Raw genomic sequence first — 25711 nt, forward strand, 5'->3', positions numbered from 1 at the left:
AGGAGAGTACATGAAGGACATGATTAGAATCGGATCCGGAGCGGCGTGGTGGGGAGATCGCGTCGAACCGGCGGCATTGAATGCCGAAAAGGGCGATCTCGATTACCTATGTTTCGAAACCATGGCTGAAGCGACTGTCTCAGCCGCGCAGGTGCGCGCGCGGCGCGACCCAAGCTTTCCGGGGTATGACACCTATCTGGATGACCGAATGAAGGCAGTCTTGCCTCATTGCATGAAGCGCGGCACAAAAATCATCACGAATCAGGGATGGATTAATCCGGATGCTGCTGCAAAACGCGTTGTTCAGTTGTTGCAGGAGATCGGCTATGCCGGCGTGAAAGTTGCCGCAGTCAATGGCAGCCTGATTACCGAGCACGTGCTGGATTTGACCGACAAGATTCTCGAAAATGGCCAACCCACCTCCACCTTGAAATCCACTTTGATTTCGGCCGAGGTCTATCAGGGTGCCGAACCCATTGTCGAAGCATTGAAGGCCGGTGCCCAAATCGTGATTACCGGGCGTGTAGCGGATCCTTCTATTTTTATGGCGCCCATGATGTATGAGTTCGGATGGGATCCGCTTGATCATGTCAAGCTTGGTCAGGGTAATGGCCTGGGGCATTTGCTCGAGTGCGGAGCACAGGTCACAGGCGGATATTTTTCAGATCCGGGTTTTAAGGATGTGCCCGAACCATGGAACTTTGGATTCCCGATTGCCGAAGTGAGCAGGGATGGTAGCGCGGTGATTACCAAGGTTGCCGGAACGGGCGGCGCGGTCACGCTCCAAACGATCAAGGAGCAGATGCTGTATGAAGTGCATGATCCCGCCAACTACTTGACTCCGGATGTCGTGGTCGATTTCACGACCGCAAAAATTGAACAGGTGGGACCTGATCGCGTCAAAGTCAGCAATATCGGCGGCAAGCCGCGCACGCCTACCCTGAAAGTATCGATTGGCTGCACTGAAGGCTTTATCGGCGAGGATATGTTCTTCTACGCCGGTCCGGGTGCGTTGCGGCGTGCTCAGCTGGCCAAGAAGGTCCTTGAAGAGCGGTTCAAGATCGTGAATTTGAAGGCAGAGGATGTGCGTATCGACTACTTGGGGTTGAACGCGATCCATGGCGAGGCCACACCAGCAGATGCACCTGAACCCTATGAAATCGCCGTTCGTGTCGCGGCGCGAACCAAAACCCGCGAAGAGGCGGCCAAAGTTGGTCGTGAAGTCGATGGCATGGCGGTTTCGGGTATCGCGCACACTGGCAAGCGCGTTCCCCATCAGGATCGTACGCGCGAAGTCATCGGTGTCTGGTCATCATTGGTGCCGCGCGAGCGCGTCACTCCTTCCATTCAATATTTTGTGAGCTGATCCATGAAAGTGAAACTTCAGCATGTTGCACATGCGCGCTCGGGCGATAAAGGCAATACATCGAATATTTCCGTTTTCGCCTACACCCCCGAACTCTATGCCCTGCTAAAAGACCAATTGACTGCTGATCGATTTAAAGCCTTTTACGCCGGCGCGATCACAGGGCCGGTTGATCGTTATGAAGTGGATAACCTCAATGCGATGAATTTTGTCTGTCAGGGGGCGCTGGGCGGTGGTGTGTCGCGCAGCCTCTGTCTGGATAACTATGGCAAGGCTTTGTCCGCTGCGGTGCTTGGATTCGAAATCGAGGTGCCCGAATCGCTACGCAGCCATTTGCGTGGTCAGCAACTTTTGTCATGATTTGAGCGCAAGGGGACGGGGGACATGAAAAAACATACGATACTCATTGCCGGAGCGAGCGGAGTGGTGGGTGCTGCTGCGCTTGAGCATTTTTCGAAGCTGCCGGATTGGGATGTCATTGCGTTATCGCGCCGCCCCGTGGCGCTACCTGAGGGTGCCAAACACATCAGTGTGGATTTAACGGACCTTGCCGCCTGTCAACGCGCTGCAAGGGAGTTGACTCATGTCACTCACATCATGTTCGCGGCATTGTTCGAATTGCCCGATCTTGTCGCGGGTTGGCGCGACCCCAGGCAAATGGCCGTGAATGAAGCCATGCTGAAAAACCTGCTTGATGCAATGGAGCCTGAGGCCAAAGGCCTGCGGCACATTACGATCATGCAAGGTACCAAGGCGTATGGCGGTCATGTCGAACCCGCACCGGTTCCCGCCAAAGAGCGCTGGCCGCGACACAACCATGAAAATTTTTATTGGTTGCAGGAAGATTTGCTTCGAGCGCGTCAAAAGAACGCGGCATGGACCTTTTCAATATTGCGACCACAAATCGTGTTTGGTTATGCCGTATCCAGCCCGATGAACATTATCGGAGCGATTGGCGCATATGCAGCCATCTTGCGCGAGCAAGGATTGCCACTGCATTTTCCCGGAGGCGGACGATACATCAACGGTGCTAGCGATAGCCGCATGATTGCGCAAGCGGCTGAATTTGCTGCCACACATGAAATCGCCGCCAATGAAACATATAACGTCGTCAATGGCGATTCGCTGGTTTGGCAGGATATCTGGGGCTCGATTGCCGATCGGTTCGGCATGCAGAAGGGCAAAGATGTACCGATGTGTATGGCAAAGGTGATGCCAACACACGAAGCGATTTGGGAGCGTATCGTTAAAAAACATGACTTGAAAGCCAATACGCTTGCGCAATTGATTTCAAGTTCATGGGAATTTACCGATCGCGCACTTGGTTACGGCGTGGAAAACCCGGCCGACTCCGTATTGAGCACACTCAAGTTACGCCAGCATGGGTTCGCAAACTGCTATGACACCGAAGATTCTTTGCATGACTGGCTGGAGCTTATGCAAAAGAATCGCCTGATTCCTCGTTAAGGCAGGCCTCTGGCACATATTCACAATATCAAATTAGGGTATCAAGTCATAAACATGAGTCACGCATTTATCACCGGGGTAGGAAACACCCCCTTTGGCCGACATGAGGGATACAGCACGCTTGATCTGATGGCGCAAGCCGCCAAACAGGCGCTCAGCTCCGCACAGTTGGAAAGAAAAGACATCGATGGTGTCTTGTGCGGTTACTCGACAACCATGCCGCATTTGATGTTGTCGACCTTGTTCTGCGAGCGTTTTTCGTTGCGGCCGAACTATGCGCATAGTTTGCAGGTTGGTGGCGCGACCGGTGCCGCGATGCTGATGCTTGCACGTGAACTAGTTGCGAGCGGCCGCTGCAGAAATGTTCTAGTCCTTGCCGGCGAAAACCGCTTGACGGGCCAAACGCGCGACAGTTCGATCCAGACTTTGGCGCAAGTCGGTCATGCGGATTATGAAGTCCCTAATGGCGCATCTGTTCCCGCGTATTATGGATTGATGGCTTCGAGATATATGTATGAGACCGGCGTTACAAGCGAAGACCTCGCCGAGTTCGCAGTTCTGATGCGCGACAATGCCATCCATCATCCCGATGCACATTTGACGACTCCCATCAGTATCGCTGAAGTGCTTGCTTCAAAACCGATTGCTGAACCATTGCGACTGCTGGACTGCTGTCCGATTTCAGATGGGGCGGTGGCGGTCATCGTGTCGGCACAACCTCCACAGGGTCCGCGCGTGCGGATGACCGGAGCCGGCCAAGCCCATCTTCATCAACACCTGACCGCGATGAAGGACGTGATGGATTGCGGCGCAGCCGCTGCCTCGAAAATTGCATTCAAAGAAGCAGGCCTTCAGGTGTCCGATATCAATTATCTTGGAATATACGATTCGTTCACCATCACGTTGACGATGTTACTCGAAGAGATCGGCTTTGCGCCCAGAGCCGGTGCCGCAAAACGACTACGCCAGGGTGATTTTTCGAAAAAAGGCGATTTACCCTTGAATACCCATGGAGGATTACTTTCCTTCGGACACTCCGGAGTAGCCGGTGGCATGGCGCATGCGGTCGAAACCTATAGGCAATGCGCAGGGCTTGCGAGTGACAGGCAAGTCAACGTTCCCGAGCATGCGTTTGTTCATGCGGATGGTGGTGTGATGTCATCCCATGTCAGTTTGATTTTGTCGCGGGAGGGTTAAGTCATGACACATTCGAATGCACATATTTCATTGGCTCAGCCATATCTGGATGGTGTGACGAAGCATCAGATTCAGTATCAGATCTGTGGCGTTTGCCATCATGCGCAGACACTGGCGCGGGATGCTTGCCAGCATTGCGGAGCAGAGCAATTAAGCTGGAAAGTCTCTTCTGGATTCGGCACGGTGTATTCCGCAACCATCGTCGGTCGCGCACCTTCTGATGTGTTTCGACCGCTCGCCCCGTATACCTTGGTGATCGTGACCTTGGCCGAAGGTTCGCGAGTGATGGGGCATGCAGAGCCGGGCGTCAAAATCGGTGATCGCGTTAAAGCGAATTTTTTCGAACATCAGGGTCAGATGCTGATCCGGTTCGAGCCTTGTGTTGATTGATTGTGGAACGTATATGTCTGACTTGCTTGAATCCGCGTTGAATCCCAAAACGGTTGCCATTATTGGTGCTTCGGAAAACATACATAAAATCGGTGGCCGTCCGATCTTTTACATGCAGAAGTGGGGATTTAAAGGAACGATATACCCCATCAACCCATCGCGCGAAGAAGTGCAAGGACTGAAAAGTTATCCGAGTCTTGCGGCATTACCTGAAGTGCCCGAGCTTGTGTTGATTGTCGTGGCCGGCGATAAGGCGGTTGAAGCAGTGGAGGAGTGCGCGCAACGAGGAGTCAAATCCGTTGTCGTCATCGCATCTGGTTTTGGCGAAGTTGATGAGGCCGGACGCGCGACGCAACAACGCATGACCGATGCTGCTCGTGCTAAGGGGATGCGCATTTACGGCCCCAACACGCACGGACTCGCAAATTTCGGCACCGGTGCGATTGCAGGATTTTCGACAATGTTTATTGAATGTCCTCCGCAAGACGGACCGATCGCGGTGTTGAGCCAGAGCGGTGGCATGAGTGCCATGGTGTATGGATTGCTGCGTCAAAAAGGCTTGGGAGTCAGGCATGTGCACGCTACAGGTAATGAGGCGGATGTGACCGTGTCGGATATGGCCTGGGCTATTGCGCATGATCCCGAAGTCAAATTGCTTTTGCTGTATCTGGAGAATATTGCCAACCCTGAAGTGCTTGCCCGCACGGCAGAATACGCCCGTAGCCGTGATTTGCCGATTATTGCAGTCAAGTCGGGACGTTCGGCCAGTGGCCAGAAGGCTGCAACGACGCACACCGGCGCATTAGCCAATGAAGACCGCACCGTCGATGCCTTCTTCAAAAAACACGGAATCTGGCGGGTGCGCGATCCGCATGCCCAGGCGTTGGTCGCTGAGGCTTATCTGAAGGGCTGGCGTCCTGCAGGCAATCGACTGGTTGTCATCAGCAACTCCGGCGCAAGTTGCGTCATGGGGGCCGATGCCGCCGAGGACAATGGTTTGCAAATGGCCACGCTTGCCCAGTCCACGCAGCAGGCAGTGGCCAAATCTTTGCCTGGGTTTGCAACCACTACGAATCCGATCGACATCACGGCGGCGCTCTTGTCCAATAGCGGCTTGTTTAGCGAGGTATTGCCTGCGGTTGCTCAGGATCCGTCTGCCGATATGTTTTTTATCAACATTCCGGTTGCAGGAGCAGGTTACGACGTCGAGGCCTTCGCACGCGATACGGCAAGTTTCGAAAAGCAAACAGGTAAACCCGTAGCTGTTGCCGCATGGCAGGACAGCGTTGCCGATGTGTTTCGACGCGCAGGCGTGGCCACTTTTGAGAATGAAGGAGATGCTGTCGGTGTACTTGGTCAGCTTGCTGCGCATACCCGCCTGATGAAAGAGAAGTCAGTTGTCTGGCATGACTTGCCCTCTGTTCAGGTGCCCGACGGTCAGCATCAGTATTTGAGCGAAGCCCAATCGCTCGCGCTGCTTAGTCAGCATGGAGTGCCTGTCATTCAGCACATACTCTGTCGTGACGAGGACGAAATCAGAAACGCCTTTGCAACGTTGGGTGGGCCAGTTGCAGTCAAAGGTTGCGCCGCTCAAATTCCCCACAAAACCGAATACGGCTTGGTGACGCTAAATGTGCGTGATGCCGATCGTGCCGTTCAAGTGTTTAGAGAGCAGATGCAAAAAATGCGAGCCATGAAAGTGGATGATCCTGCTGTACTGGTTGCCGCGATGGCGCAAGGTCGACACGAATTCATGATCGGTGCCCGATTCGATCCTGTGTTCGGTCCGGTTGTCATGGTGGGTGCCGGCGGAAAGTATGTCGAGGCTTTGAAGGATTACGCTGTGATTTTGCCTCCTTTCAGTCAAGAGCAGGTACTGGCTGCACTCAATGGGCTGCGGATGGCACCGATACTGGAAGGCATCAGAGGCGAGCCGCCTGTTGATGTGGTCGCGCTATCGGCTGTTACCGTTGCGGTAGGGAAAATCATGTTCGCAGCCGGTTCAAAAATCGCTTCTCTTGATCTGAATCCGGTGATGGTGGGGGCGCAAGGAGAAGGTGCGGTCGTGGTTGATGCGTTGATTGAAAGATCCGTTTAACACTAAATGATTTTTCATAACTGCACTAAGGGTAAACCCTTATTTTTGATCAGGAAATATCTAAATATTCGTTAAATATTTGACGCATGACTGAGGGTGGGGCAATATCCGTCCGTTACGGAACTAAAAAACGGAGTTACCCCATGCGCCGCACTTTGATCGCTACCGCCTTGTCGGCAGCCATGCTTTTGCCAGCAGCCGGATTTGCCAAAACGCTTAAATGGACCAGCCAGGGCGACATCATGACCCTGGACCCGCACTCGCAGAACGAGGGCTTGAATATTGCGGCTAACCTGTGGGTATACGATCCGCTTGTTCGCTACAACGAGAAGTTCGAAGTGATTCCCTCGCTTGCCGAATCTTGGGAACAGGTCAATCCTTCGCTCTGGCGCTTCAAGATCCGTCCTAACGTCAAGTTCCAGGATGGCACGACCTTTACTGCAGAAGACGCTGCTTTCTCTATCAAGCGCGCCATGCAGCCAACATCGCAATTCAAGTCCTATGTGGCCGGCGTGAAGGATGCGCGCGCGGTGGATCCGCTGACGCTTGAAATAGAAACGGCCGGCCCAAATCCGGTTTTGCTGCGTCAATTGCCCTCGCTTGGCATGATGAGCAAGGCCTGGTCCGAAAAGAACGGCGTGACCAAGCCGCAGGATTTCAACAACAAGGAAGAAAGCTACGCTGCCCGCAACGCCATGGGCACGGGTCCTTACAAACTGAAATCGCGCGAAGTCGATATCAAAACGGTTTATGTCGAAAATCCCGACTGGTGGGGCAAGCCGACCAAAAAGGGTAACGTGACAGAGATCGTCTACACGCCGATCAAGCAAAACGCGACCCGTACCGCAGCGTTGCTTTCTGGTGAGGTTGATTTTGTGCTGGATCCACCCGCACAGGATCTGGATCGCTTGCGCAAGCAAGTCAAAGTGGTGGACGGCAACGAATACCGCACCATCTTCATCGGCATGGACCAGAAGAGCCCCGAGCTGAAGTACAGCAACATCAAGGGCAAGAACCCGTTTGCCGATGTGCGTGTGCGCGAGGCGTTGTACCGTGCCATCGACATCGACGCGATCAAGAAATCAGTGATGCGTGGCATGTCTCTGCCAACCGGCACTATGATCGCTCCGCAGGTCAATGGATATACCGAAGAGCTCGGCAAGCGCGTTCCTTATGATCTGAACAAAGCCAAGGCCTTGCTCAAGGAAGCCGGCTACGAAAACAATCTTGAGTTCACGATCGATTGCCCGAACAACCGCTACATCAACGATGAGGCGATCTGTCAGGCACTGGTTGCGATGTGGGCCAAGGCCGGCGTGAAAGCCAAGCTCAATGCGATGCCGCGTGCGACGTTCTTCCCCAAGATCAGCAACGACACCAGCATTTATCTGTTTGGATGGGGCGTGCCGACGTTTGATGCCTATTACACCTTGCAGGCTATTTTGCACAGCAAAGGCGAGGGTGCCAACGGCGCCTTCAATTACGGCGGCTATGCCAATCCGAAGGTTGACCAGTTGATCGACGCGATCAAGGTCGAGACCGACGACAAGAAGCGTACGGCTATGATCCACGAAGCTTTGGCGCTCTACGCCAAGGACTTTGGCGCACTTCCCCTGCATGACCAGATCATCCCCTGGGCAATGAAGAAAAACGTCAACATTCTGCATCGCGCCGACAATCGTCCGGTGATTGAATGGGTCAAGATTGACTAAGTAGTCCGTTTTTGATTCGGACGCGGCATCCTGCGGGATGCCGTGTCTTTTTCGTGAGACATTATGTTTGCATTCATTGTGCGTCGGTTGGTTCAGTCCGTCGGTGTCATGCTGGCGGTGGCTTTGCTGGCCTTCGTGTTATTCCAGTTTGTCGGTGATCCCGTGACCATCATGCTTGGTCAGGAGGCAACTCCGACTGAAATCGCCGAGCTGCGCGAGCAACTCGGCCTGAATGATCCCGTGGTTGTTCAGTTCTATCACTTCGTTGTCAACGCAATGCAGGGCGACTTTGGGTTGTCGTTAAGACAAGGCCAGAAAGTTTCGGTCCTGTTGCGCGAGAGATTTCCCGCTACCCTCGAGTTGTCCATCGCTGCCGCCTTCATCGCGTTGATCGTCGGCTTGCCGTTGGGCGTCTACACCGCGCTTAAGCGCAACAGCAAGCTGTCGCAGGTGTTTCTCGGTTTTTCTCTTTTGGGCGTATCTTTACCCACGTTTTTGATCGGTATCCTGTTGATTCTGGTGTTTTCCGTCATGCTCGGTTGGTTGCCGAGTTACGGACGCGGCGATACCGTCCGACTTGGATGGTGGACAACCGGGTTGCTGACATCAAGTGGATGGACGCATTTGATTTTGCCGGCAGTCACGTTGTCGATGTTTCAGGTGGCACTGGTGCTCAGGCTTGTCCGATCCGAAATGCTTGAGGTGCTGCGCACCGATTACATCAAGTTCGCACGCGCACGTGGGTTAACCAAGCGCGCGATTCATTTCGGTCACGCATTGAAGAATACGCTTGTGCCTGTCATCACGATCATGGGCTTGCAGCTTGGCGGCATCATCGCTTTTGCCATCGTTACGGAAACCGTATTTCAATGGCCGGGCATGGGATTGCTTTTCATCCAGGCTGTGCAGTTCGCCGATATTCCGGTGATGGCTGCGTATCTGTGCCTGATTTCTTTGATTTTTGTCGTCATTAATCTGACGGTCGATCTGCTTTATTTCGCAGTGGACCCGAGGCTGCGTGCCGGCCTGGGCAAGTCGGGAGGTGGCCACTGATGGTTGCTGCTATGAAAAAATTCTGGAATGGCGATCTGGCTTGGTCATGGCGTCATCAGCCCGTTGCGATCATCGCGACCATCATGTTGGCGGTATTGCTGGTGGCTTCGTTCGGTGCCGGTTGGATTGCACCGCATAATCCTTTTGATCTGGCAACGATCGATTTGATGGATGCATTAAAGCCGCCTGTATGGGATGCCGAAGGTTCGGCAAAGTATCTGCTGGGCACCGACAGCCAAGGTCGTGATTTGTTGTCGGCGCTGATGTACGGTACGCGCGTATCGCTGTTGATCGGACTGGCGTCCGTACTGGGTGCGATGCTGATGGGTATCGTGCTGGGCCTGATATCCGGATATGCCGGCGGACGCGTCGACGCCCTCATCATGCGTATCGCGGATGTGCAATTGTCTTTTCCGGCGATTCTGATCGCATTGCTGATTGATGGCGTTGCGCGTGCGGTTGTTCCCGGTGATATGCACGAAGTCATCGCGTTTCCGGTGCTGGTGGGGGCCATCGCGCTTGCCGGATGGCCGCAGTATGCGCGCACCGTACGCGGCTCGACTCTGGTGGAAAAGAATCGCGAGTATGTCCAGGCAGCCCGCGTGATTGGAATTTCCTCTCCCGTCATTATGTTTCGCCATGTTCTGCCCAATGTGCTGGGTCCCGTTTTGGTGTTGGCGACCGTGCACCTTGCCACGGCAATCATTACCGAGGCGACATTGTCCTTTCTCGGGGTGGGCGTGCCGCCGACATCGCCATCGCTTGGCACATTGATCCGCATCGGAAACGACTTCCTGTTTTCGGGCGAGTGGTGGATTACGATTTTTCCGGGTGCGGCCCTTGTGTTGCTAGTGCTGTCGTTCAACTTGCTTGGCGACTGGCTAAGAGATGCCCTGAATCCAAGGTTGAGCTGAGAACACCATGTCCAATATTCTTGAATTAAGAGAGTTGAGTGTCGAGTTTCCGACTCGACACGGCACGTTGAAAGCGCTCAACGAAGTATCCTTTTCGATCGCGGCCGGTGAAGTGGTTGGCGTGGTGGGCGAGTCCGGTGCCGGCAAGTCGCTGACCGGCGCGGCCATTATTGGTTTGCTCGAACCTCCGGGGCGCGTGTCAGGCGGTCAGATCATGCTTGAAGGCAAGCGGATCGATAATCTGACCGACGAGCAGATGCGGCCGATTCGCGGCAAGCAGATCGGCGCGATTTTCCAGGATCCACTGACTTCGCTTAACCCGCTTTACACCGTGGGTCATCAGTTGACAGAAACGATTGTCACGCACTTGCCGATGACCTGGTCCCAGGCGCGTGCGCGAGCGATCGAGTTGCTTGAGGCGACAGGCATCCCCGCTGCACGTGAACGCATCGACCATTATCCACATCAGTTTTCGGGCGGAATGCGCCAGCGTGTCGTGATCGCGCTAGCCCTGGCTGCCGAGCCGAAATTAATCGTGGCCGATGAACCTACCACCGCACTGGATGTGTCCATTCAGGCGCAGATCATCGAGTTGCTCAAAAAGCTCTGTCGTGAGCAGGGCGCCGCAGTCATGCTCATTACCCACGACATGGGTGTCATCGCCGAAACAGCCGACCGTGTTGTCGTGATGTACGCGGGACGCGTGGTCGAGATCGGCCGTGTTCACGATGTGATTCATTCTCCGCGCCATCCTTATACGGTGGGTCTGATGGGGTCGATCCCTTCGGTGCACGAGCATGTCGAAAGACTGGTACAGATCGATGGGTCGATGCCCCGCCTGACGGCGATTCCGTCCGGTTGCGCCTTTCATCCACGCTGTCCACATGTGATGCCGCGCTGCAAGAGCGAGCGGCCTGAATTACAGCAAGTGGGCACGACACGCGCCGCTTGCTGGTTGCAAGCATCATCGGAGGTTGCATGAATACCGAGCGCCCATTAATTGAAGTGCAGGATGCGGCCCGCTGGTTCGATGTCTCCGCCCCTTGGCTTGAACGTGTTCTGGCTCGCAAGCCCCGCAGCATTCTGCGCGCGGTCGATGGGGTGTCGTTCACGATTCGCAAGGGCGAAACGCTTGCGCTGGTTGGCGAATCCGGTTGCGGCAAGTCGACGATTGCCCGCATGCTGGTGGGGCTGTATCCATTGACGCGCGGAAACATCGTGTTTGACGGTGAGCCTTTGTCCAGAATGCAGGGGTCGGGCGGCTTGGCGATGCGAAAGCGTCTGCAAATGATTTTTCAGGATCCGTATGCGAGCTTGAATCCGCGCTGGCGTGTCGGCCGGATCATTGCCGAGCCGATGTTAGCGCACACCAAAATGACCGAAGCCGAACGCAATGAGCGTGTCGATGCGTTGCTCACCCAGGTCGGCTTGCACCCTGCGGACAAGTCACGTTATCCCCATCAGTTTTCGGGTGGACAGCGCCAACGCATATCGATCGCCCGTGCGCTTGCGGTCAATCCGGAGTTTCTGGTGTGCGATGAGCCAACTTCGGCGCTGGATGTGTCTGTTCAGGCGCAAGTGCTCAACATCATGAAGGACCTGCAGCGCAATCTGGGCCTGACTTATCTGTTTATTTCGCACAACCTGGCCGTGGTGCACCATGTTGCGGATCGAGTGGGTGTGATGTATTTGGGGCGGATCGTCGAAATCGCCGATCGGGACACTTTGTTCACGCAGCCTCGACATCCGTATACCCGCATGCTGCTTTCGGCGATTCCGGATATGACCGGCAAGGGGACCAAACGCACCCCCGTGGCAGGCGAAGTGCCGAATCCCTTGAATCCTCCGACCGGCTGCACCTTTCATCCGCGTTGCCCGTTTGCGCGTGAACAGTGCAAAACCGAAGCGCCGCCGACTGTGGTGGACGGCTCAAGCCAGATCGCCTGCCATGGCGTGGCGCAAGGCTGGTCGATGGACAAGGTCTGAAACGAAGAATCCTAGCGCAGCGGTCCTAGAGTGCATCGGTCCTGGCGTGCATTGGTCCCTTAGTGCAAGGGACCCTTGGGGCGCTGCATCGGATCCTCTTCTTCATCGGACCAATCCGCGTCATCCTCCTCGTCCAGATCTTCCAGCATTTCAAGATCTGGATCGGGTAGGGCCTCGTCGGTGAGCTCGAAGGGCAGAAGCTCGCCCAGATCGTTCGAGAAATCAAACTCTTCGCCCTGGTCGTCTAGTCGCACGAAACGGGCTTCCGGATCGTCGGTGATTTGGATCGCCCACAGGTACTGGCAGTCATACACTTCAGTATCCAGATCCAGACCGCCCTTGTTGCCGACAAAATGCGCATCCGGCCCGCCCATTTGTACATGCATGGCCGATTCGTCCGGTGTTTCGTCTGTGCCGATTGGAATCGCGAAGATGACCCATTCGGCGCCGTCATCCATGCCGACCTCGGCCAGCACGGGTTTGCCCATGTAGGCGCTTAATCCGTCGGCCGTTTTGCCCAGCATGATCAGCTCTTGCTCGGTAAATCGCAGGGTCAGATCAGGATCGTCTTTTGAGTTTTTCATGTCGCATCGGCATGTCGAATGCCGCCAGTCAATGGTCAATTAATCACATCATAGCCCTGCAGGCCAAGACGCGCGACCGGAAAGGGCGACCCGAATGCCGTCAAGCTCTACAATAGCGGCATTGTTTTCGACTCTAAGTGAAAGACCAAATGGCTCAATACGTTTACACCATGCATCGCGTTGGCAAAGTGGTGCCTCCCAAGCGCCAGATTTTGCGCGATATTTCCCTGTCCTTCTTCCCTGGCGCCAAAATCGGCGTGCTGGGTTTGAACGGCTCCGGCAAGTCGACACTTCTTAAAATCATGGCGGGTGTGGACAAGGAAATCGAAGGCGAAGCCGTTCCGATGCCCGGATTGAATATCGGCTATCTGGAGCAGGAGCCCAAGCTTAATCCCGATCACACTGTGCGCGAGGCGGTGGAAGAAGGCCTGGGGCCTGTTGTGGCTGCCAAAAAACGCCTGGACGAGGTTTATGCCGCTTATGCCGAGCCGGATGCGGATTTCGACAAGCTTGCCGCCGAGCAGGCCGAACTTGAAGCGATCATTTCCGCTGCCGCGTCAAGTGGGGCGGACGACATCGAAACCCAGATGGAAATCGCTGCCGATGCGTTGCGCCTGCCTCCATGGGACGCTAATGTCGGCAAGTTGTCCGGTGGTGAAAAACGACGTGTCGCGCTTTGCCGCTTGTTGCTGTCCAAACCCGATATGTTGTTGCTGGATGAACCGACCAACCACCTGGATGCCGAAAGCGTGGAATGGCTTGAGCAGTTTCTGACGCGATTCCCGGGCACGGTCGTAGGTGTAACTCACGATCGTTACTTTCTGGATAATGCGGCTGAGTGGATTCTTGAGCTTGACCGCGGCCATGGCATCCCCTGGAAAGGCAATTACAGTTCATGGCTCGAACAAAAGGATGATCGCCTGAAGCAGGAAGAGGCAACCGAGTCCGCCCGCCAGAAAACGATCAAGAAAGAACTCGAATGGGTGCGCCAAAATGCCAAGGGGCGCCAGGCCAAGGCCAAGGCCCGCATGACACGGTTCGAGGAGTTGTCATCGCACGAATATCAGAAACGAAATGAAACATCCGAAATCTTCATCCCTGTTGCTGAGCGCCTGGGTAATGAGGTGATCGAGTTCGTTAATGTCAGCAAATCGTTTGGAGATCGTTTGCTGATCGATAATTTGAGCTTCCGTGTACCACCTGGTGCGATCGTCGGCATCATCGGTCCGAACGGTGCGGGTAAATCCACGCTGTTCAAAATGATCGCCGGCCTTGAAAAACCCGACAGCGGCGAGGTCAAAATTGGCCAAACCGTCAAAGTGTCTTTTGTCGATCAGTCACGCGAATCGTTGCCAGAAAATAAAACCGTGTTCGATACCATTGCCGATGGCGCGGACTTGTTGACTGTAGGCAAGTTCGAAATGCCTGCCCGTGCTTATCTTGGCCGCTTTAACTTCAAAGGCGCGGATCAGGGCAAAATCGTCGGACAATTGTCAGGTGGCGAACGCGGTCGCTTGCACTTGGCCAAGACCTTGATTGCCGGTGGCAACGTATTGCTACTAGATGAACCGTCAAACGATCTGGACGTCGAAACCTTGCGCGCGCTGGAAGACGCATTGCTCGAGTTTGCGGGATCGGTGATGGTAATTAGCCATGATCGCTGGTTCCTCGATCGCATTGCCACACATATCCTGGCTTTCGAAGGCGATTCGCAGGTTGTGTTTTTTGACGGCAACTATCAGGAATACGAAGCCGACAAAAAACGCCGTCTCGGCGAAGCCGGTGCAGCACCGAAACGCATCCGCTACAAGGCGCTTCGCTAATCATGGGTTTGCGCGTCCTCTCGGTCATCCCGCCGATGACGCAACTCAATACACCATACCCGTCAACTGCTTATCTGACGGGTTTTTTGCGCTCGCGCGGTATCGACGCTGTGCAAGAGGATTTGGCGCTGGCGCTTGTGCTCGAACTGCTCAGCACGCAAGGCCTGCATGCGGTATGCGACATTATCGAAGCCCTGCCAACATCACGGCATACTCCGTCGATACGGTCCTTTATCGAACAGCGGCAACGTTATCTCGGCACAATCGAGCCTGTCATTCATTTTTTGCAGGGACGCGATACCACTCTGGCGCATCGGATTTCCGCGCGCAATTACCTGCCCGAGGGACCGCGATTTGATTCACTGGATGTGTATGTGGATGACGAAGGTGGCGATCCGCTTGCCTGGGCGTTTGGTGCGCTTGGCTTGCAGGATAAGGCCAAGCATATTGCGACTTTGTATCTCAACGATCTGGCCGATGTGTTGCGAGACGCGGTCGATTCGCGATTTGAATTCGTGCGTTATGCAGAGTCGCTTGCAGCCAGCCAGGCAAGCTTTGATGCATTGGCGCAGGCGCTTGAGGCCTCGCCAAATTTAGTGGACGATACTTTACGCAATCTGACGGTGCAGGCGTTGCAGACACATCGACCGACTGTTGTGCTGTTGTCCGTGCCGTTTCCGGGATCGGTGTATGCGGCGTTTCGAATCGCGCAAACTATTAAAGCATCGCATCCGGACATCAAAACAGTGTTGGGCGGCGGCTTCGTCAATACCGAACTGCGGCAATTGTCAGAGCCCCGCGTGTTTGATTACTTCGATTTTGTGACGCTGGATGCAGGCGAACGACCCTTGCTGGCATTGCTTGAACATGTTCAGGGCAAACGCACAGCAAGTCGTCTGGTTCGTACATTTGTGTGCGATCCGCAATCTCATCAAGTCCGCTATATCAATCTGGTCGAACCGGATATCCCATTTGAAGAAGTCGGTACGCCAACCTGGGACGGTTTGCCGCTTGATCGCTACCTTTCATTGCTGGATATGCTCAATCCAATGCATAGATTGTGGAGCGATGGTCGTTGGAATAAGCTCACCGTTGCGCATGGTTGTTACTGGAAGAAGTGCAGCTTTTGCGATGTCAGTCTGGATTACATCGGCAGGTACGAGCAGGCATCCGCGAGCGTGTTGGCCGATAGAATTCAGGCGATCGTAAACGAAACCGGTCAGACAGGATTTCATTTTGTGGATGAGGCCGCACCCCCCAAGGCGTTAAAGGCCTTGGCAACCGAGTTGCTGGATCGCAATCTGGATATTTCGTGGTGGGGCAATATCAGATTCGAAAAAACATTCACGCCTGATTTGTGTGAACTGCTCGCCGACAGTGGCTGTATCGCCGTATCGGGTGGACTGGAGGTCGCTTCAGATCGTTTGCTTAAACTGATGAAGAAGGGTGTGTCGGTTGATCAGGTTGCACGCGTCACCAAAGCGTTTTCCGATGCGGGTATTCTGGTGCATGCCTATCTGATGTACGGGTTTCCGACGCAGACGGTTCAGGATACGGTTGATGCACTGGAGTATGTGCGGCAGTTATTCGAAAACGGTTGCATCCAGAGCGGCTTTTTTCATCGCTTTACTTGCTCGGTGCATTCTCCGGTTGGTTTGCATCCAGAAGAGTATGGCGTGACGCTCAAGCCTTTGCCTCCGGTCAGTTTTGCTCAAAACGATGTGGGCTTCATCGATCCGACTGGCGTAGATCATGCCGCACTAGGGCAAGCGCTTAGAAAGGCTATCTACAATTTCATGCATGGGATCGGACTCGAAGAGGACGTCCGAAGCTGGTTCCCATTCAAAGTGCCACGCACGACAGTGGCGCGCCATCGGATAGCACGCGCCTTGATGGGGTAGTGCTGTCCGAAACGAGTTGTGCGACCTGTGTCCAATGATCGCAGTTAGTTATTTTCGCGGCGAGATTGAATCTTTGCCTTCACACCTGTTTCCATCACCAGACGTTTGCGGTTTGGTTCAACCGCAGGTAGGGGATCGACGCATTCCATAGTGTTCAGGCAACGCACCACAAGGTCCTGGTATTGCTTCGTTCCCAGCCCCTTCCAGTGGATTTCTTCATCGCGCAATTCGCGGACGACCTTAGCGGGAGTGCCCATCACCATGCTGCGAGGTGGGATCACCATGCCTGCCTTGACGAAAGAAGACGCGCCGACAATGCTGGCATCGCCGATGACTGCTTCATCCATGACAACCGCATTCATGCCGACCATCGCGTTAGTGCCGATTTTGCAACCATGCAATACGGCCGAGTGGCCGATATGGCCATCCACGCCGATGACGGTTTCGGTGTTCGAAAAACCATGCACGACGCATCCGTCCTGAATGTTCGATCCTTCAAGCATAACGATACGACCAAAGTCGCCACGCAGGCTGGCCAAAGGGCCTACATAGCAACGCGGACCGATCACCACGTCTCCAATCAGGACAGCGGTTGGGTGGACATAAGCGGTGGGGTCAACAACAGGGGTGATGCCGTCGATGGAGTAAACCTTGAGCATCATCGTTGTGGCATTTCTATCTTGACTTCGAGGACTTCGAGGCTGCCTTGGCTTTCGAGGCTGACTTTGATGTCATCGGGGTTGATCTTCACGTATTTGGAAATGACGGCGACAAGCTCCTGTTGCAATTGCGGCAGGTAGTCCGGCGTGGATTCACCGCCGACACGTTCATGCGCAAGGATGATTTGCAGGCGTTCTTTGGCGACGTTGGCAGAAGTTTTTTTCTGCCCGAGCAAAAATGACAGAAAAGACATTATTTGCCTCCGAACAGACGCTTGAAGAGGCCGGGCTTTTCGTAGTCAACGAAGCGCAGTGGCTTTTCTTCTCCCAGGTAGCGCGCAACCACATCGCGATAGGCTTCGGACACGTCCGTGTTTTCGAGGTGAATGGCTGGCAAGCCCTGATTGGATGCGTGCAGGACGGATTCCGACTCGGGAATCACGCCGATCAGCTTGATGCGCAGGATGTCCTCGATGTCCTTGAGCGACAGCATTTCGCCGTCTTCGACGCGCTTGGGGTTGTAGCGGGTCAGCAGCAAAAACTCTTTGACGGGTTCGTCGCCCTGAACCGCGCGACGCGATTTTGAAGCCAGAATGCCCAGGATGCGATCTGAGTCGCGAACCGAGGAAACTTCGGGGTTGGTCACGACCAGTGCATCATCGGCAAAATAGGCGGCCAACAGCGCGCCGGTTTCGATACCGGCGGGCGAATCGCAAACGATGTAATCGAAACCCATGCCTTTGAGGTCGTTGATGACTTTTTCTACGCCTTCCAAAGATAAAGCGTCCTTGTCGCGTGTTTGCGATGCGGGCAGGACGAACAGGTTTTCAAGGTTCTTGTCCTTGATCAACGCTTGATTCAGCGTGGCCTCACCCTGAATGACGTTGACGAAGTCATACACGACACGTCGCTCGCAACCCATGATCAGATCAAGGTTGCGCAGGCCCACGTCGAAGTCGATGACGGCAGTTTTGAAGCCGCGCATGGCCAAACCGGAAGAAAAACTTGCGCTCGTCGTTGTTTTACCGACACCGCCTTTGCCTGAAGTCACCACCACAATACGTGTCATGACGCACCAATCCTTAAATAATTAGATTTTTATAAAACTGCTTACCGCGAAACTGCTTAAAACAAAACTACCGGAAATGTTTCACAATTCCGGACAAATATTCAATATCTTATTGATCAAGAGGCTTGATTTGCAATGCTTCCTTTTCTAGTTGCACCAGCGCGGGGCGCTGGTGCACGTCTTCGGATAATTTCGAGTCGATCACGCGGTAGACACCAGCCACCGCGACGAGCTCTGCGTCCAGTCCGGTCGTGAAAATTCGTGCCGAGCTGTCGCCACGCGCGCCCGCCATTGCTTTGCCGCGCAGCGGACCGTAAATATGGATGTTGCCATCCGCGATCACTTCGGCGCCCTGACTGACCAGCCCCATGACGATCAAGTCGCCATTGCGCGCGTAAATACGCTGCCCGGATCTGAGCGGTCCGTTCACCACCATGGTGGATTCCGATTTTACGGCCGGAGCAGATGCGGGTGTCGATGCGCTTGACGGTGCGGTTGTCGGTGCGGTTGTCGATGCAGGTGTCGGTGCAGGTGTCGATTTCTTGGCCGGACCTTTAGCCGGAGTTTCGATCGGGGTAGGAGGCGATTTTGCTGCCGAGTCGGCTGCCGGGGCGCGTGCAGGCGCACCTGATAAGTCGACTAGCGTCAATCCGCAATCTTGTGCAGCCAACAGATTGTCGCCCTGAGCGACTACACCGATGACCGGCAGACGGTGATCGCGCAATGCCTGTATCAAAACAGGCCAGTCCAGAGGTTCTTCGATGCGACTTGCATCGATCACAACCGGTTCGTCTTCGAAAAACGAGCCCGCCTCGGCCATGCGTTTTTGCAGGGCTTGAAGCAAAACATCCGTGTCGGCGTGTTGCAAAACGACGCGAACGGCATAGAGGGTTGCGCTTTTAAAGTCGAGGGCGAGAGTATCAGTAGTCATTGCAGCAGATAATACCTCAGGCGCCGGCGGCCCACGTGTCTTTCAGGGTGGTGACCCGGTTAAACACGGGTTTCTCCGCAGTCGAATCCTTGGCGTCCGCGACAAAATAGCCAAGACGCTCGAACTGGGTGACTACGCCCGGCTCGGCAATCGTGCCCGGTTCCAGCCAGCCGTGAACTGTTTCGATCGATGTCGGGTTCAGGCAGGCCAGAAAGTCGCCGTCGCCGGCATCGGGGAATGGTTCGGAGAACAAGCGGTCGTAAAGACGCAGTTCGGCGGGGATGGCGTGCGATGCGCTAACCCAGGTCACGTTGCCCTTGACCTTGACTGAATCGGATCCCGGAGTCCCGCTTTTAGTGTCAGGGTTGTATTCGACGTGAACTTCGGTAATGTTGCCTGCGGCATCCTTGTTGAACCCTGTGCAAGTGACGACATAGCCGTACTTGAGACGCACACTGTTGCCCGGGAATAGCCTAAAGTATTTTTTGGGCGGAACTTCGGCAAAATCCTCTTTTTCTATCCAGAGCTCCCGGGTCAATGGAAATTCTCGCATGCCCATTTCGGGATGATGCGGATTACGGGGGGCGTGGCAAAGTTCGACTTTATCGGCCGGAAAGTTGGTGATGACCAACTTGAGCGGGTCCAGAATCGCGACGGACCTATGTGCGTGCGGATCCTGGTCTTCTCGCATGGCCTGGTCCAGCAGGCTGTAATCGATGCGAGAGTTTGACTTGGACACCCCAGTGCGCTCGCAAAACAGGCGCAAGGCTGATGCCGTGTAGCCGCGACGGCGCAGTCCGGCGATAGTGGGCATGCGTGGATCATCCCAGCCATTGACATGCCCGTCCTTGACCAGTTGAAGCAGTTTTCGCTTGCTGGTGACAATGTAGCTCATGTTCAGGCGGGCGAATTCGTACTGATGCGGCAGGGGCGCGGCCAGTTTGCCCAGCCGCTGCAGGTTGTTCAGTACCCAGTCGTAAAAGGGGCGCTGATCTTCGAATTCGAGCGTGCAGATGCTGTGCGTGATCCCTTCGAGCGCATCTTCGATCGGGTGGGCGAAGGCATACATCGGATAGACGCACCATTGATCACCAGTACGATGATGGGTGGCGTGACGAATCCGGTACAGAACCGGGTCGCGCATATTGATGTTGGGCGAAGCCATGTCGATGCGGGCGCGAAGCGCCATGCTGCCATCGGGGTGCTTTCCGTCGCGCATTTGGCGCAAAAGATTGAGGGATTCTTCTGCCGGGCGGTCACGCCAGGGTGAATCCTTGCCGGCCTCGGTCAGGGTGCCGCGCATAGTGCGCATGGTTTCCGGGCTTTGTTCATCGACGTAGGCCAGTCCAGCCTCGATCAGGGACTCGGCGCATTCGAACATCACCTGAAAATAGTCGCTGGCGAAGTAAAGGTGCTCGGTGCCGTTTGCATTCCAGTCAAATCCCAGCCATTTGACGGCATCGATGATGGCATCCACGTATTCCTGCTCTTCTTTTTCGGGATTGGTGTCATCGAAACGCATGTGGCAGACGCCGCCAAAATCCCGCGCAAGGCCGAAATTCAGGCATATGCTCTTGGCGTGGCCGATATGCAAGTAGCCATTGGGTTCGGGCGGAAACCGCGTACGTATGCGGGCAGGATCGGGTTGGCCGGCCATCTGAACAGATGCCGGGCCGGGTTGGCCTGCCCAGCGTTTTTCGGTGAACTTGCCCGCGGACAGGTCGGATTCGATAATGTTGCGCAAAAAATTGGTCGCAACTGGAGCAGTTGATTCTGAACTCATACGTGTGATTTAGGCAAACTTGTCGGCCGAGAAACGTACATTTTGCCATGACCCGTCTACACTAGTCCGAATTATGGAAATTTCGCCCCTTTCGCTTGCCCGGACCCAGTTCGCCCTGAGCCTGAACTTTCATGTCCTGTTCGCTGCTTTTGCCATGGCATTGGCATGGGTGTTGTGCCTGTTCAAGTATCAAAGCAATCTTCGCCCGGATTCGGCCTGGACGGCGGCGTATCGATTCTGGGTTCGTATTTTCGCGCTGTCTTTTTTTGTCGCCCTGGCATCGGCATTGCCTGTTCTGGTGGAGTTCGGCGTGTTATGGCCGGCCTTGATGGAACGAGCCGGAAACGTAGCCGGCCCCATTATCGCCTGTGGAATCACGACCGTTTTCGTTACGAAATCGGTTTTTTTCGGCGTGATGCTTTTCGGGCAGCGGCGCGTGTCGCCCTCGGCCCACCTGGCTTCGGTATTCATGGTGGCGCTGGGCCTGACCGCCACGGTGTTTTGGGAGGTCGTGCTGCAGTCCTGGTCACATGTTCCGTCCGGGACGGTATTGGTTGAAGGTCGTTTGCGGGTGCAGGACTGGATCGAGGTGATCATGAATTCCGCCTTGATCTGGTGCATGCTTCTGTATGTGACCGGAGGCATATTGACCCTGGGCGTTCTGATGCAAGGGTTGACTGCCTGGCAAGCAAGACGCCGTCCTCTGGAAGAAAACGAAAGACTTGTTTATCGCGTGGGTTTATATCTAACCTTTGTCGCTATCGCTTTGCAGTTGTTTGCCCTGGATGGCAGCCTTCGCCTGATGGCACGCATCCATCCGCTGGCCGCCGCATCGATCATGGGTTATTGGGATGGGCATGCTAGTCCCGACATGATTTGGCTGGGAGTACCGGGCGACGGTGAACAAGCAAATCGGGTTCTGATCGGTACGGAAGGATTGGCTGCGCGTTGGCTGGGCCTAGATGACGATTCCAAGCGAATCGGTTTGGACATGGTCGCCGAGTCGACAGATCTGCCTGCGGTCAACACTTTGTTTTATCTGGCGCGCCTGATTTTTGTCGGAACACTGTTTTTATTGATGATGTCGATCTTGACCGTTTATATGATGTGGCGGCGCGGCGAGCAAGCCGAGAAATATCCGGGCTGGATATTGCGCACGCAAATATGGACGGCCGGGCTGGGGGCTTTCATTTGGCTCTGCGTCTGGAACCTGATGCAGACGAGTCAACATGCGTATTTCGTATCCGGGATGTTACTGACGGGCGATCTCGTCACGAATGCGAGTTCTTATGCGATTGGGGCGGGGCTCGTGGTCATCGGGTTGCTTTATCTGGTGCTTTTTTCAGGCTTTATGCAAATGTTGTTGCATGCCGCGAGATTCGGCGTCGTGCCTGTGCGCAAACCGGGGGTCAAGGGATGATCAGTGCGCTTGCCGCATCGCTTGGGCTGGGGGTCACTCAGCCGGATTTCTGGATGCCTTTGCTGATGATGCTGCTGTTGCTCGCGCTGATTCTGGGCGGAACATTGTTTGACGGATTCGATATTGGCGTGGGGGTATTGCTGAGAACGGCACCCGCATCGGAGCGACCCGCGATGATGGTGGGATTGAGCCCCTGGCGCGATGCCAACGAGTTCTGGTTTTTACTGGCGATTGGTTTGTTTTTGTCTGCATTTCCGCTAGCGTGGGGGGCGATGCTGGCGCATCTGTATATCCCGATGACGATCACGATTGCCGGTGTCGTGTTGCGCAGTGTCTCTTTTGAGTTTCGCATCCGTGCGGCTTCCGAGCATCGTGCCAAATGGATTAACCGGTTCTGGTTCGGTTCGGTATTGACCGCATTTGGTCATGGAATGTTATTGGCATCGATTGCCACCGGTTATCAAAAAGATGGTCCGTCGATCTGGTTCGGCGTATTCATCGGAATCTGCGCGATTGCAGGTTATGCGCTATTGGGCGCATGCTGGATGGTGATGCGCACGCGAGGCGTGTTGCAGTCGCTTTCGGTGGCCTGGGCGCGCCATTCTATTCGCTGGACCGCGGCTGGCATGGCTGCGGTATCCATTGCACTCGGATTGTCGAATCCGGCTATTTTCTACAAGTGGAGCAGCTCGACCAACCTTGCTCTCGCCGCGAGCGTGTGGGTGGTCATGCTAGGCTGCTTTGTCAGCATCGATATGATTTTGTCGAGGGTGACGCAGCCCAAGTACGAAATGCTGTCGTGGATGCCATTTTCATTTTGTCTCGTACTGTTTGTGCTGATGCTGGGCGGATTGACTTACAGCATGTTTCCTTTCGTCATACTCGATCAGCTGACATTATGGGATGCGGCGGCATCCGTGGATGCGTTGCAACTGGTGCTGGCGGCAACCATCGTTGCCGTGCCGGTCATGCTGATATTCAACCTGCTCGGGTACCGTCGCTTGTTCGGTCAGGCCGGGTGATGAATCGGTAGCCGAACTTCCACTTCCAGTCCCCCACCCGGGCCTTGCCCAAGTCGCAGCGCCCCGCCGTGGGCTTGCGCGATCACCTCGCATAGCGCGAGACCCAGCCCGACGTTGCCGGTGCGTGTGCGCGCGGCATCCAGTCTGACAAATGGTCTGAGCGCATCGTCGCGATGCTCCGGAGCGATGCCTGCGCCATGATCGCTGACAGTTAGCAGCGCCCATGGACCCTCGCGTCTAAGTTGCACCATGACCGGAGGTTTGCCGTGATGCAAAGCATTGCTGATCAGATTGTCCAGCAGGCGGGACAATGCGACACTGTCGGCATTGATTTCGACATATTCGGCGCCGCAATCCAGGCTGACTTGCTCACCTGTGCCTTGCCAATTGCCGACTCTTTCCTGTAACCATTCGTTTAAGGCGAAGGGAGCGAATTGATAAGAAGCCGGGTCCGTTCCACGCAAGAAGTTTATGAACTGATCCACCATCTGCTGCATATCTTTCAGGTCGGTTCGCAGTCCCTGCTTGAGGGTTAGATCGTCGGTCATTTCGATTCGTAACCACATTCTGGCTAGTGGCGCCTTCAGATCGTGCGGCAGTCCCGCAAGCAATGTGCGGCGGGTGGATTCGGAATGACTGAGCGCGTCGAGCATGGCGTTGAAGCGCTCGCCTAGCAGTCGGGTTTCAGAGGGACCTGCCGGTTCGACTCGCGCGGGTTTGCCCGCCGCAAGTTGGTCCGTCGCCTGAACCAGACTTGTGATCGGTCGCGAGATGTGCCAGGAAAACCACAGTGCGATCAATAGCACCAGAGCGAGTCCGCCGGCCCAAAGCGCCATCATTGGAGTGGTCAAGGGAGGATCAATCTGATCCAGCGGGATCACAAGCCATTCACGCGCCTGGGGGTACTCAGAATCATCGGGTCGTGTCAGGGATATGTACAGTTCGGGGGTCGGTCCGCGCGAGATCGCAACGCGACTGTCTCCGTCGAGTTGATCATTGAGCCGCTGGATGAAGTGGCTCAGACTGCGCCGAATATTGTCGGATGTCTCGGCTTCGGCGTTTTTGTTTGCACTGTTCGATCCGGTTCCGCTGCGGGGATCGGACAGGAGCAAGGCTTCGGGCATGGCCGAGGGCGATACGGCCGGCGGTGTCGGGTCGGACGTGTCAGGGCGCATCTGGGGCTTATAGGACGGGGGTAGTCCGACAGCTTCCTGTAGCCGCTTGTGCTGACGTTCTTGCGCAGCCTTCATGCGCGCCTGATCTTGTGGCTTGATTGCTCTTCTGCGTTGAAGGCGCGCATCGTTTGGCAAAGGTTTGGACCAAAGTTTCCATTCCCCCTGGGACGCATGCTGCACATAGGCCGCGCGATCCTTGGGACGAACGAGCTCCATCGAAAACTGCAAAGTGCGGATCGTGGTGGCGACAAGGTCGATGGCGACTGTTTGTACATAGTCCCGTTGAAACAGGGACACGGCATATAGCGTTGCCGCCTGACCCGCTAGCACGGCAAGCAAAACGAGCGCGATCAGGCGCGCCCGCAAAGATTGCGGCATGACGCGCATGAAAATATTCTTGAAAAACGTCACGGTGAAAAACGGTATCCCGTTCCCCATACAGTCTGAATCCATCGAGGCTGTTTGGGGTCATCTTCCATTGCGCGTCGCAATCTCAGAATGGCGATATCAATCGCGCGGTCATTGCGTTCGCCGGCTTCATCGTCTCGAGCCAGAGTCAGCAGCTTTTCGCGCGATAGCGGTTTGCCGGGATTGCGGATCAGCGCTTCGAGCAGATTGATTTCACCTCCAGTCAGTTTGACGACTTCATCGCCGCGCAGCAACTGGCGCATGACCGGATCGAATACAAATCCACCGAATTCGACGCGTGCATCTTTGTTCAGTGCAGATGCTCCGCGTTTGCGGCGTAGCACGGCCTGGATGCGGGCAAGCAATTCGCGCGGATCGAAGGGTTTGCCCAAGTAGTCATCGGCACCGGCCTCCAGGCCAATAATCCTGTCCACTGCCTCATCGCGGGCGGTCAGCAGAATGATCGGAATGTCTTCGCCTTGGGCACGCAAGGTGCGGCAAGCCTCCGCCCCGTCCGTGCCGGGCATCATGCGGTCAAGCACGATCAATTCGGGTTCGAACCGGATAATCCTTGCGGCAAGATCGCTTGCGTCGGGAGCAAGAAGCGTGTCATAGCCATGCTTGTTCAGGTAGTCCGCAAGTAATTGGCGCAGCGCCGGGTCGTCATCGACAACGAGAAGTTTGGTACGTGTTTCCATGCGTGTCAGTGTGCATCCTGATGCCTATTTGGGCAAGTCGGTTGAAATCGTCTGA

Annotated in this window: 23 protein-coding genes; 15 read left to right on the plus strand and 8 right to left on the minus strand. The window is 55.1% G+C overall.

Going from position 1 to position 25711, the window contains the following annotated elements:
- Positions 1-10 precede the first annotated feature (10 nt).
- From G3I67_RS07225 to G3I67_RS07275, 11 genes are all read left to right on the plus strand, one after another.
- Positions 11-1366, plus strand: coding sequence for an acyclic terpene utilization AtuA family protein (locus tag G3I67_RS07225; RefSeq protein WP_163653434.1), 1356 nt, complete (start codon positions 11-13; stop codon positions 1364-1366).
- A gap of 3 nt (positions 1367-1369) precedes the next feature.
- On the plus strand, positions 1370-1726 hold the full coding sequence (locus G3I67_RS07230; RefSeq protein WP_163653436.1) for an AtuA-related protein: 357 nt from the start codon (positions 1370-1372) through the stop codon (positions 1724-1726).
- A 24-nt stretch (positions 1727-1750) separates the two neighbouring features.
- Positions 1751-2833 (plus strand): SDR family oxidoreductase, encoded by a 1083-nt coding sequence (locus tag G3I67_RS07235; RefSeq protein WP_163653439.1) that lies wholly within the window; start codon positions 1751-1753, stop codon positions 2831-2833.
- 54 nt (positions 2834-2887) lie between these two features.
- On the plus strand, positions 2888-4030 hold the full coding sequence (locus G3I67_RS07240) for a thiolase family protein (protein WP_163653442.1): 1143 nt from the start codon (positions 2888-2890) through the stop codon (positions 4028-4030).
- Between the two features lie 3 nt (positions 4031-4033).
- Positions 4034-4420 (plus strand): Zn-ribbon domain-containing OB-fold protein, encoded by a 387-nt coding sequence (locus G3I67_RS07245; protein ID WP_163653445.1) that lies wholly within the window; start codon positions 4034-4036, stop codon positions 4418-4420.
- Positions 4421-4433: 13 nt separating this feature from the next.
- Entirely contained in the window at positions 4434-6518 is a 2085-nt protein-coding gene (locus tag G3I67_RS07250) for an acetate--CoA ligase family protein (protein ID WP_163653448.1), read from the plus strand.
- Between the two features lie 143 nt (positions 6519-6661).
- A complete protein-coding gene (locus G3I67_RS07255) occupies positions 6662-8230 on the plus strand; it encodes an ABC transporter substrate-binding protein (RefSeq protein WP_163653451.1) in 1569 nt (522 codons plus the stop codon).
- Between the two features lie 63 nt (positions 8231-8293).
- The gene (locus G3I67_RS07260) at positions 8294-9283 is read left to right on the plus strand and encodes an ABC transporter permease (RefSeq protein ID WP_163653454.1); all 990 of its coding nucleotides are present in this window, start codon (positions 8294-8296) and stop codon (positions 9281-9283) included.
- On the plus strand, positions 9283-10197 hold the full coding sequence (locus G3I67_RS07265) for an ABC transporter permease (protein ID WP_163653457.1): 915 nt from the start codon (positions 9283-9285) through the stop codon (positions 10195-10197). Before G3I67_RS07260 ends, G3I67_RS07265 begins: the two co-directional genes overlap by 1 nt.
- A gap of 7 nt (positions 10198-10204) precedes the next feature.
- Positions 10205-11179, plus strand: a complete 975-nt coding sequence (locus G3I67_RS07270) for an ABC transporter ATP-binding protein (protein WP_163653461.1) — start codon at positions 10205-10207, stop codon at positions 11177-11179.
- Positions 11176-12183, plus strand: a complete 1008-nt coding sequence (locus G3I67_RS07275; protein ID WP_163653480.1) for an ABC transporter ATP-binding protein — start codon at positions 11176-11178, stop codon at positions 12181-12183. The genes G3I67_RS07270 and G3I67_RS07275 overlap by 4 nt, the downstream gene beginning before the upstream one ends.
- Before the next feature lie 59 nt (positions 12184-12242).
- Here G3I67_RS07275 and G3I67_RS07280 read toward each other — a convergent pair whose 3' ends face one another.
- A complete protein-coding gene (locus G3I67_RS07280) occupies positions 12243-12767 on the minus strand; it encodes a hypothetical protein (protein WP_163653483.1) in 525 nt (174 codons plus the stop codon).
- 149 nt (positions 12768-12916) lie between these two features.
- On the opposite strand from G3I67_RS07280, the gene ettA reads away from it, so the two are divergent.
- Together ettA and G3I67_RS07290 are read left to right on the plus strand one after the other, a co-directional pair.
- Positions 12917-14590 carry an energy-dependent translational throttle protein EttA gene (gene ettA / locus G3I67_RS07285; protein ID WP_163653486.1) on the plus strand — a complete coding sequence of 558 codons (1674 nt, stop codon included), beginning with the start codon at positions 12917-12919 and terminating at the stop codon, positions 14588-14590.
- 2 nt (positions 14591-14592) lie between these two features.
- Positions 14593-16491: a B12-binding domain-containing radical SAM protein gene (locus G3I67_RS07290; RefSeq protein ID WP_163653501.1), complete on the plus strand. Its 1899-nt coding sequence runs from the start codon at positions 14593-14595 to the stop codon at positions 16489-16491.
- Positions 16492-16535: 44 nt separating this feature from the next.
- On the opposite strand, the gene G3I67_RS07295 is transcribed toward G3I67_RS07290, so the two are convergent.
- The 5 genes from G3I67_RS07295 to G3I67_RS07315 form a co-directional block, all read right to left on the minus strand.
- A complete protein-coding gene (locus G3I67_RS07295; protein ID WP_163654087.1) occupies positions 16536-17150 on the minus strand; it encodes a phenylacetic acid degradation protein PaaY in 615 nt (204 codons plus the stop codon).
- Positions 17150-17404 (minus strand): cell division topological specificity factor MinE, encoded by a 255-nt coding sequence (gene minE, locus G3I67_RS07300; RefSeq protein WP_163653505.1) that lies wholly within the window; start codon positions 17402-17404, stop codon positions 17150-17152. The genes G3I67_RS07295 and minE overlap by 1 nt, the downstream gene beginning before the upstream one ends.
- Positions 17404-18219: a septum site-determining protein MinD gene (minD, locus tag G3I67_RS07305; RefSeq protein ID WP_163653508.1), complete on the minus strand. Its 816-nt coding sequence runs from the start codon at positions 18217-18219 to the stop codon at positions 17404-17406. The genes minE and minD overlap by 1 nt, the downstream gene beginning before the upstream one ends.
- 109 nt (positions 18220-18328) lie before the next feature.
- Positions 18329-19150 carry a septum site-determining protein MinC gene (gene minC, locus G3I67_RS07310; RefSeq protein ID WP_163653510.1) on the minus strand — a complete coding sequence of 274 codons (822 nt, stop codon included), beginning with the start codon at positions 19148-19150 and terminating at the stop codon, positions 18329-18331.
- Between the two features lie 16 nt (positions 19151-19166).
- Positions 19167-20933, minus strand: coding sequence for a glutamine--tRNA ligase/YqeY domain fusion protein (locus G3I67_RS07315; RefSeq protein ID WP_163653513.1), 1767 nt, complete (start codon positions 20931-20933; stop codon positions 19167-19169).
- A gap of 73 nt (positions 20934-21006) precedes the next feature.
- Between G3I67_RS07315 and G3I67_RS07320 the strand changes: the two genes are divergently transcribed.
- Entirely contained in the window at positions 21007-22353 is a 1347-nt protein-coding gene (locus G3I67_RS07320; RefSeq protein ID WP_163653516.1) for a cytochrome ubiquinol oxidase subunit I, read from the plus strand.
- Entirely contained in the window at positions 22350-23375 is a 1026-nt protein-coding gene (locus G3I67_RS07325; RefSeq protein WP_163653519.1) for a cytochrome d ubiquinol oxidase subunit II, read from the plus strand. The genes G3I67_RS07320 and G3I67_RS07325 overlap by 4 nt, the downstream gene beginning before the upstream one ends.
- Here the strand turns inward: G3I67_RS07325 and G3I67_RS07330 are convergent.
- Together G3I67_RS07330 and G3I67_RS07335 are read right to left on the minus strand one after the other, a co-directional pair.
- A complete protein-coding gene (locus tag G3I67_RS07330; RefSeq protein ID WP_203583582.1) occupies positions 23363-24937 on the minus strand; it encodes an ATP-binding protein in 1575 nt (524 codons plus the stop codon). The two genes, G3I67_RS07325 and G3I67_RS07330, sit on opposite strands and share 13 nt — an antisense overlap.
- Positions 24938-24957: 20 nt before the next feature.
- Positions 24958-25656: a response regulator gene (locus tag G3I67_RS07335; protein ID WP_163653522.1), complete on the minus strand. Its 699-nt coding sequence runs from the start codon at positions 25654-25656 to the stop codon at positions 24958-24960.
- Positions 25657-25711: the final 55 nt, after the last annotated feature.

Origin of the sequence: Sheuella amnicola (genome assembly GCF_010499255.1) — a bacterium.
Taxonomy (GTDB): domain Bacteria; phylum Pseudomonadota; class Gammaproteobacteria; order Burkholderiales; family Burkholderiaceae_B; genus Zwartia; species Zwartia amnicola.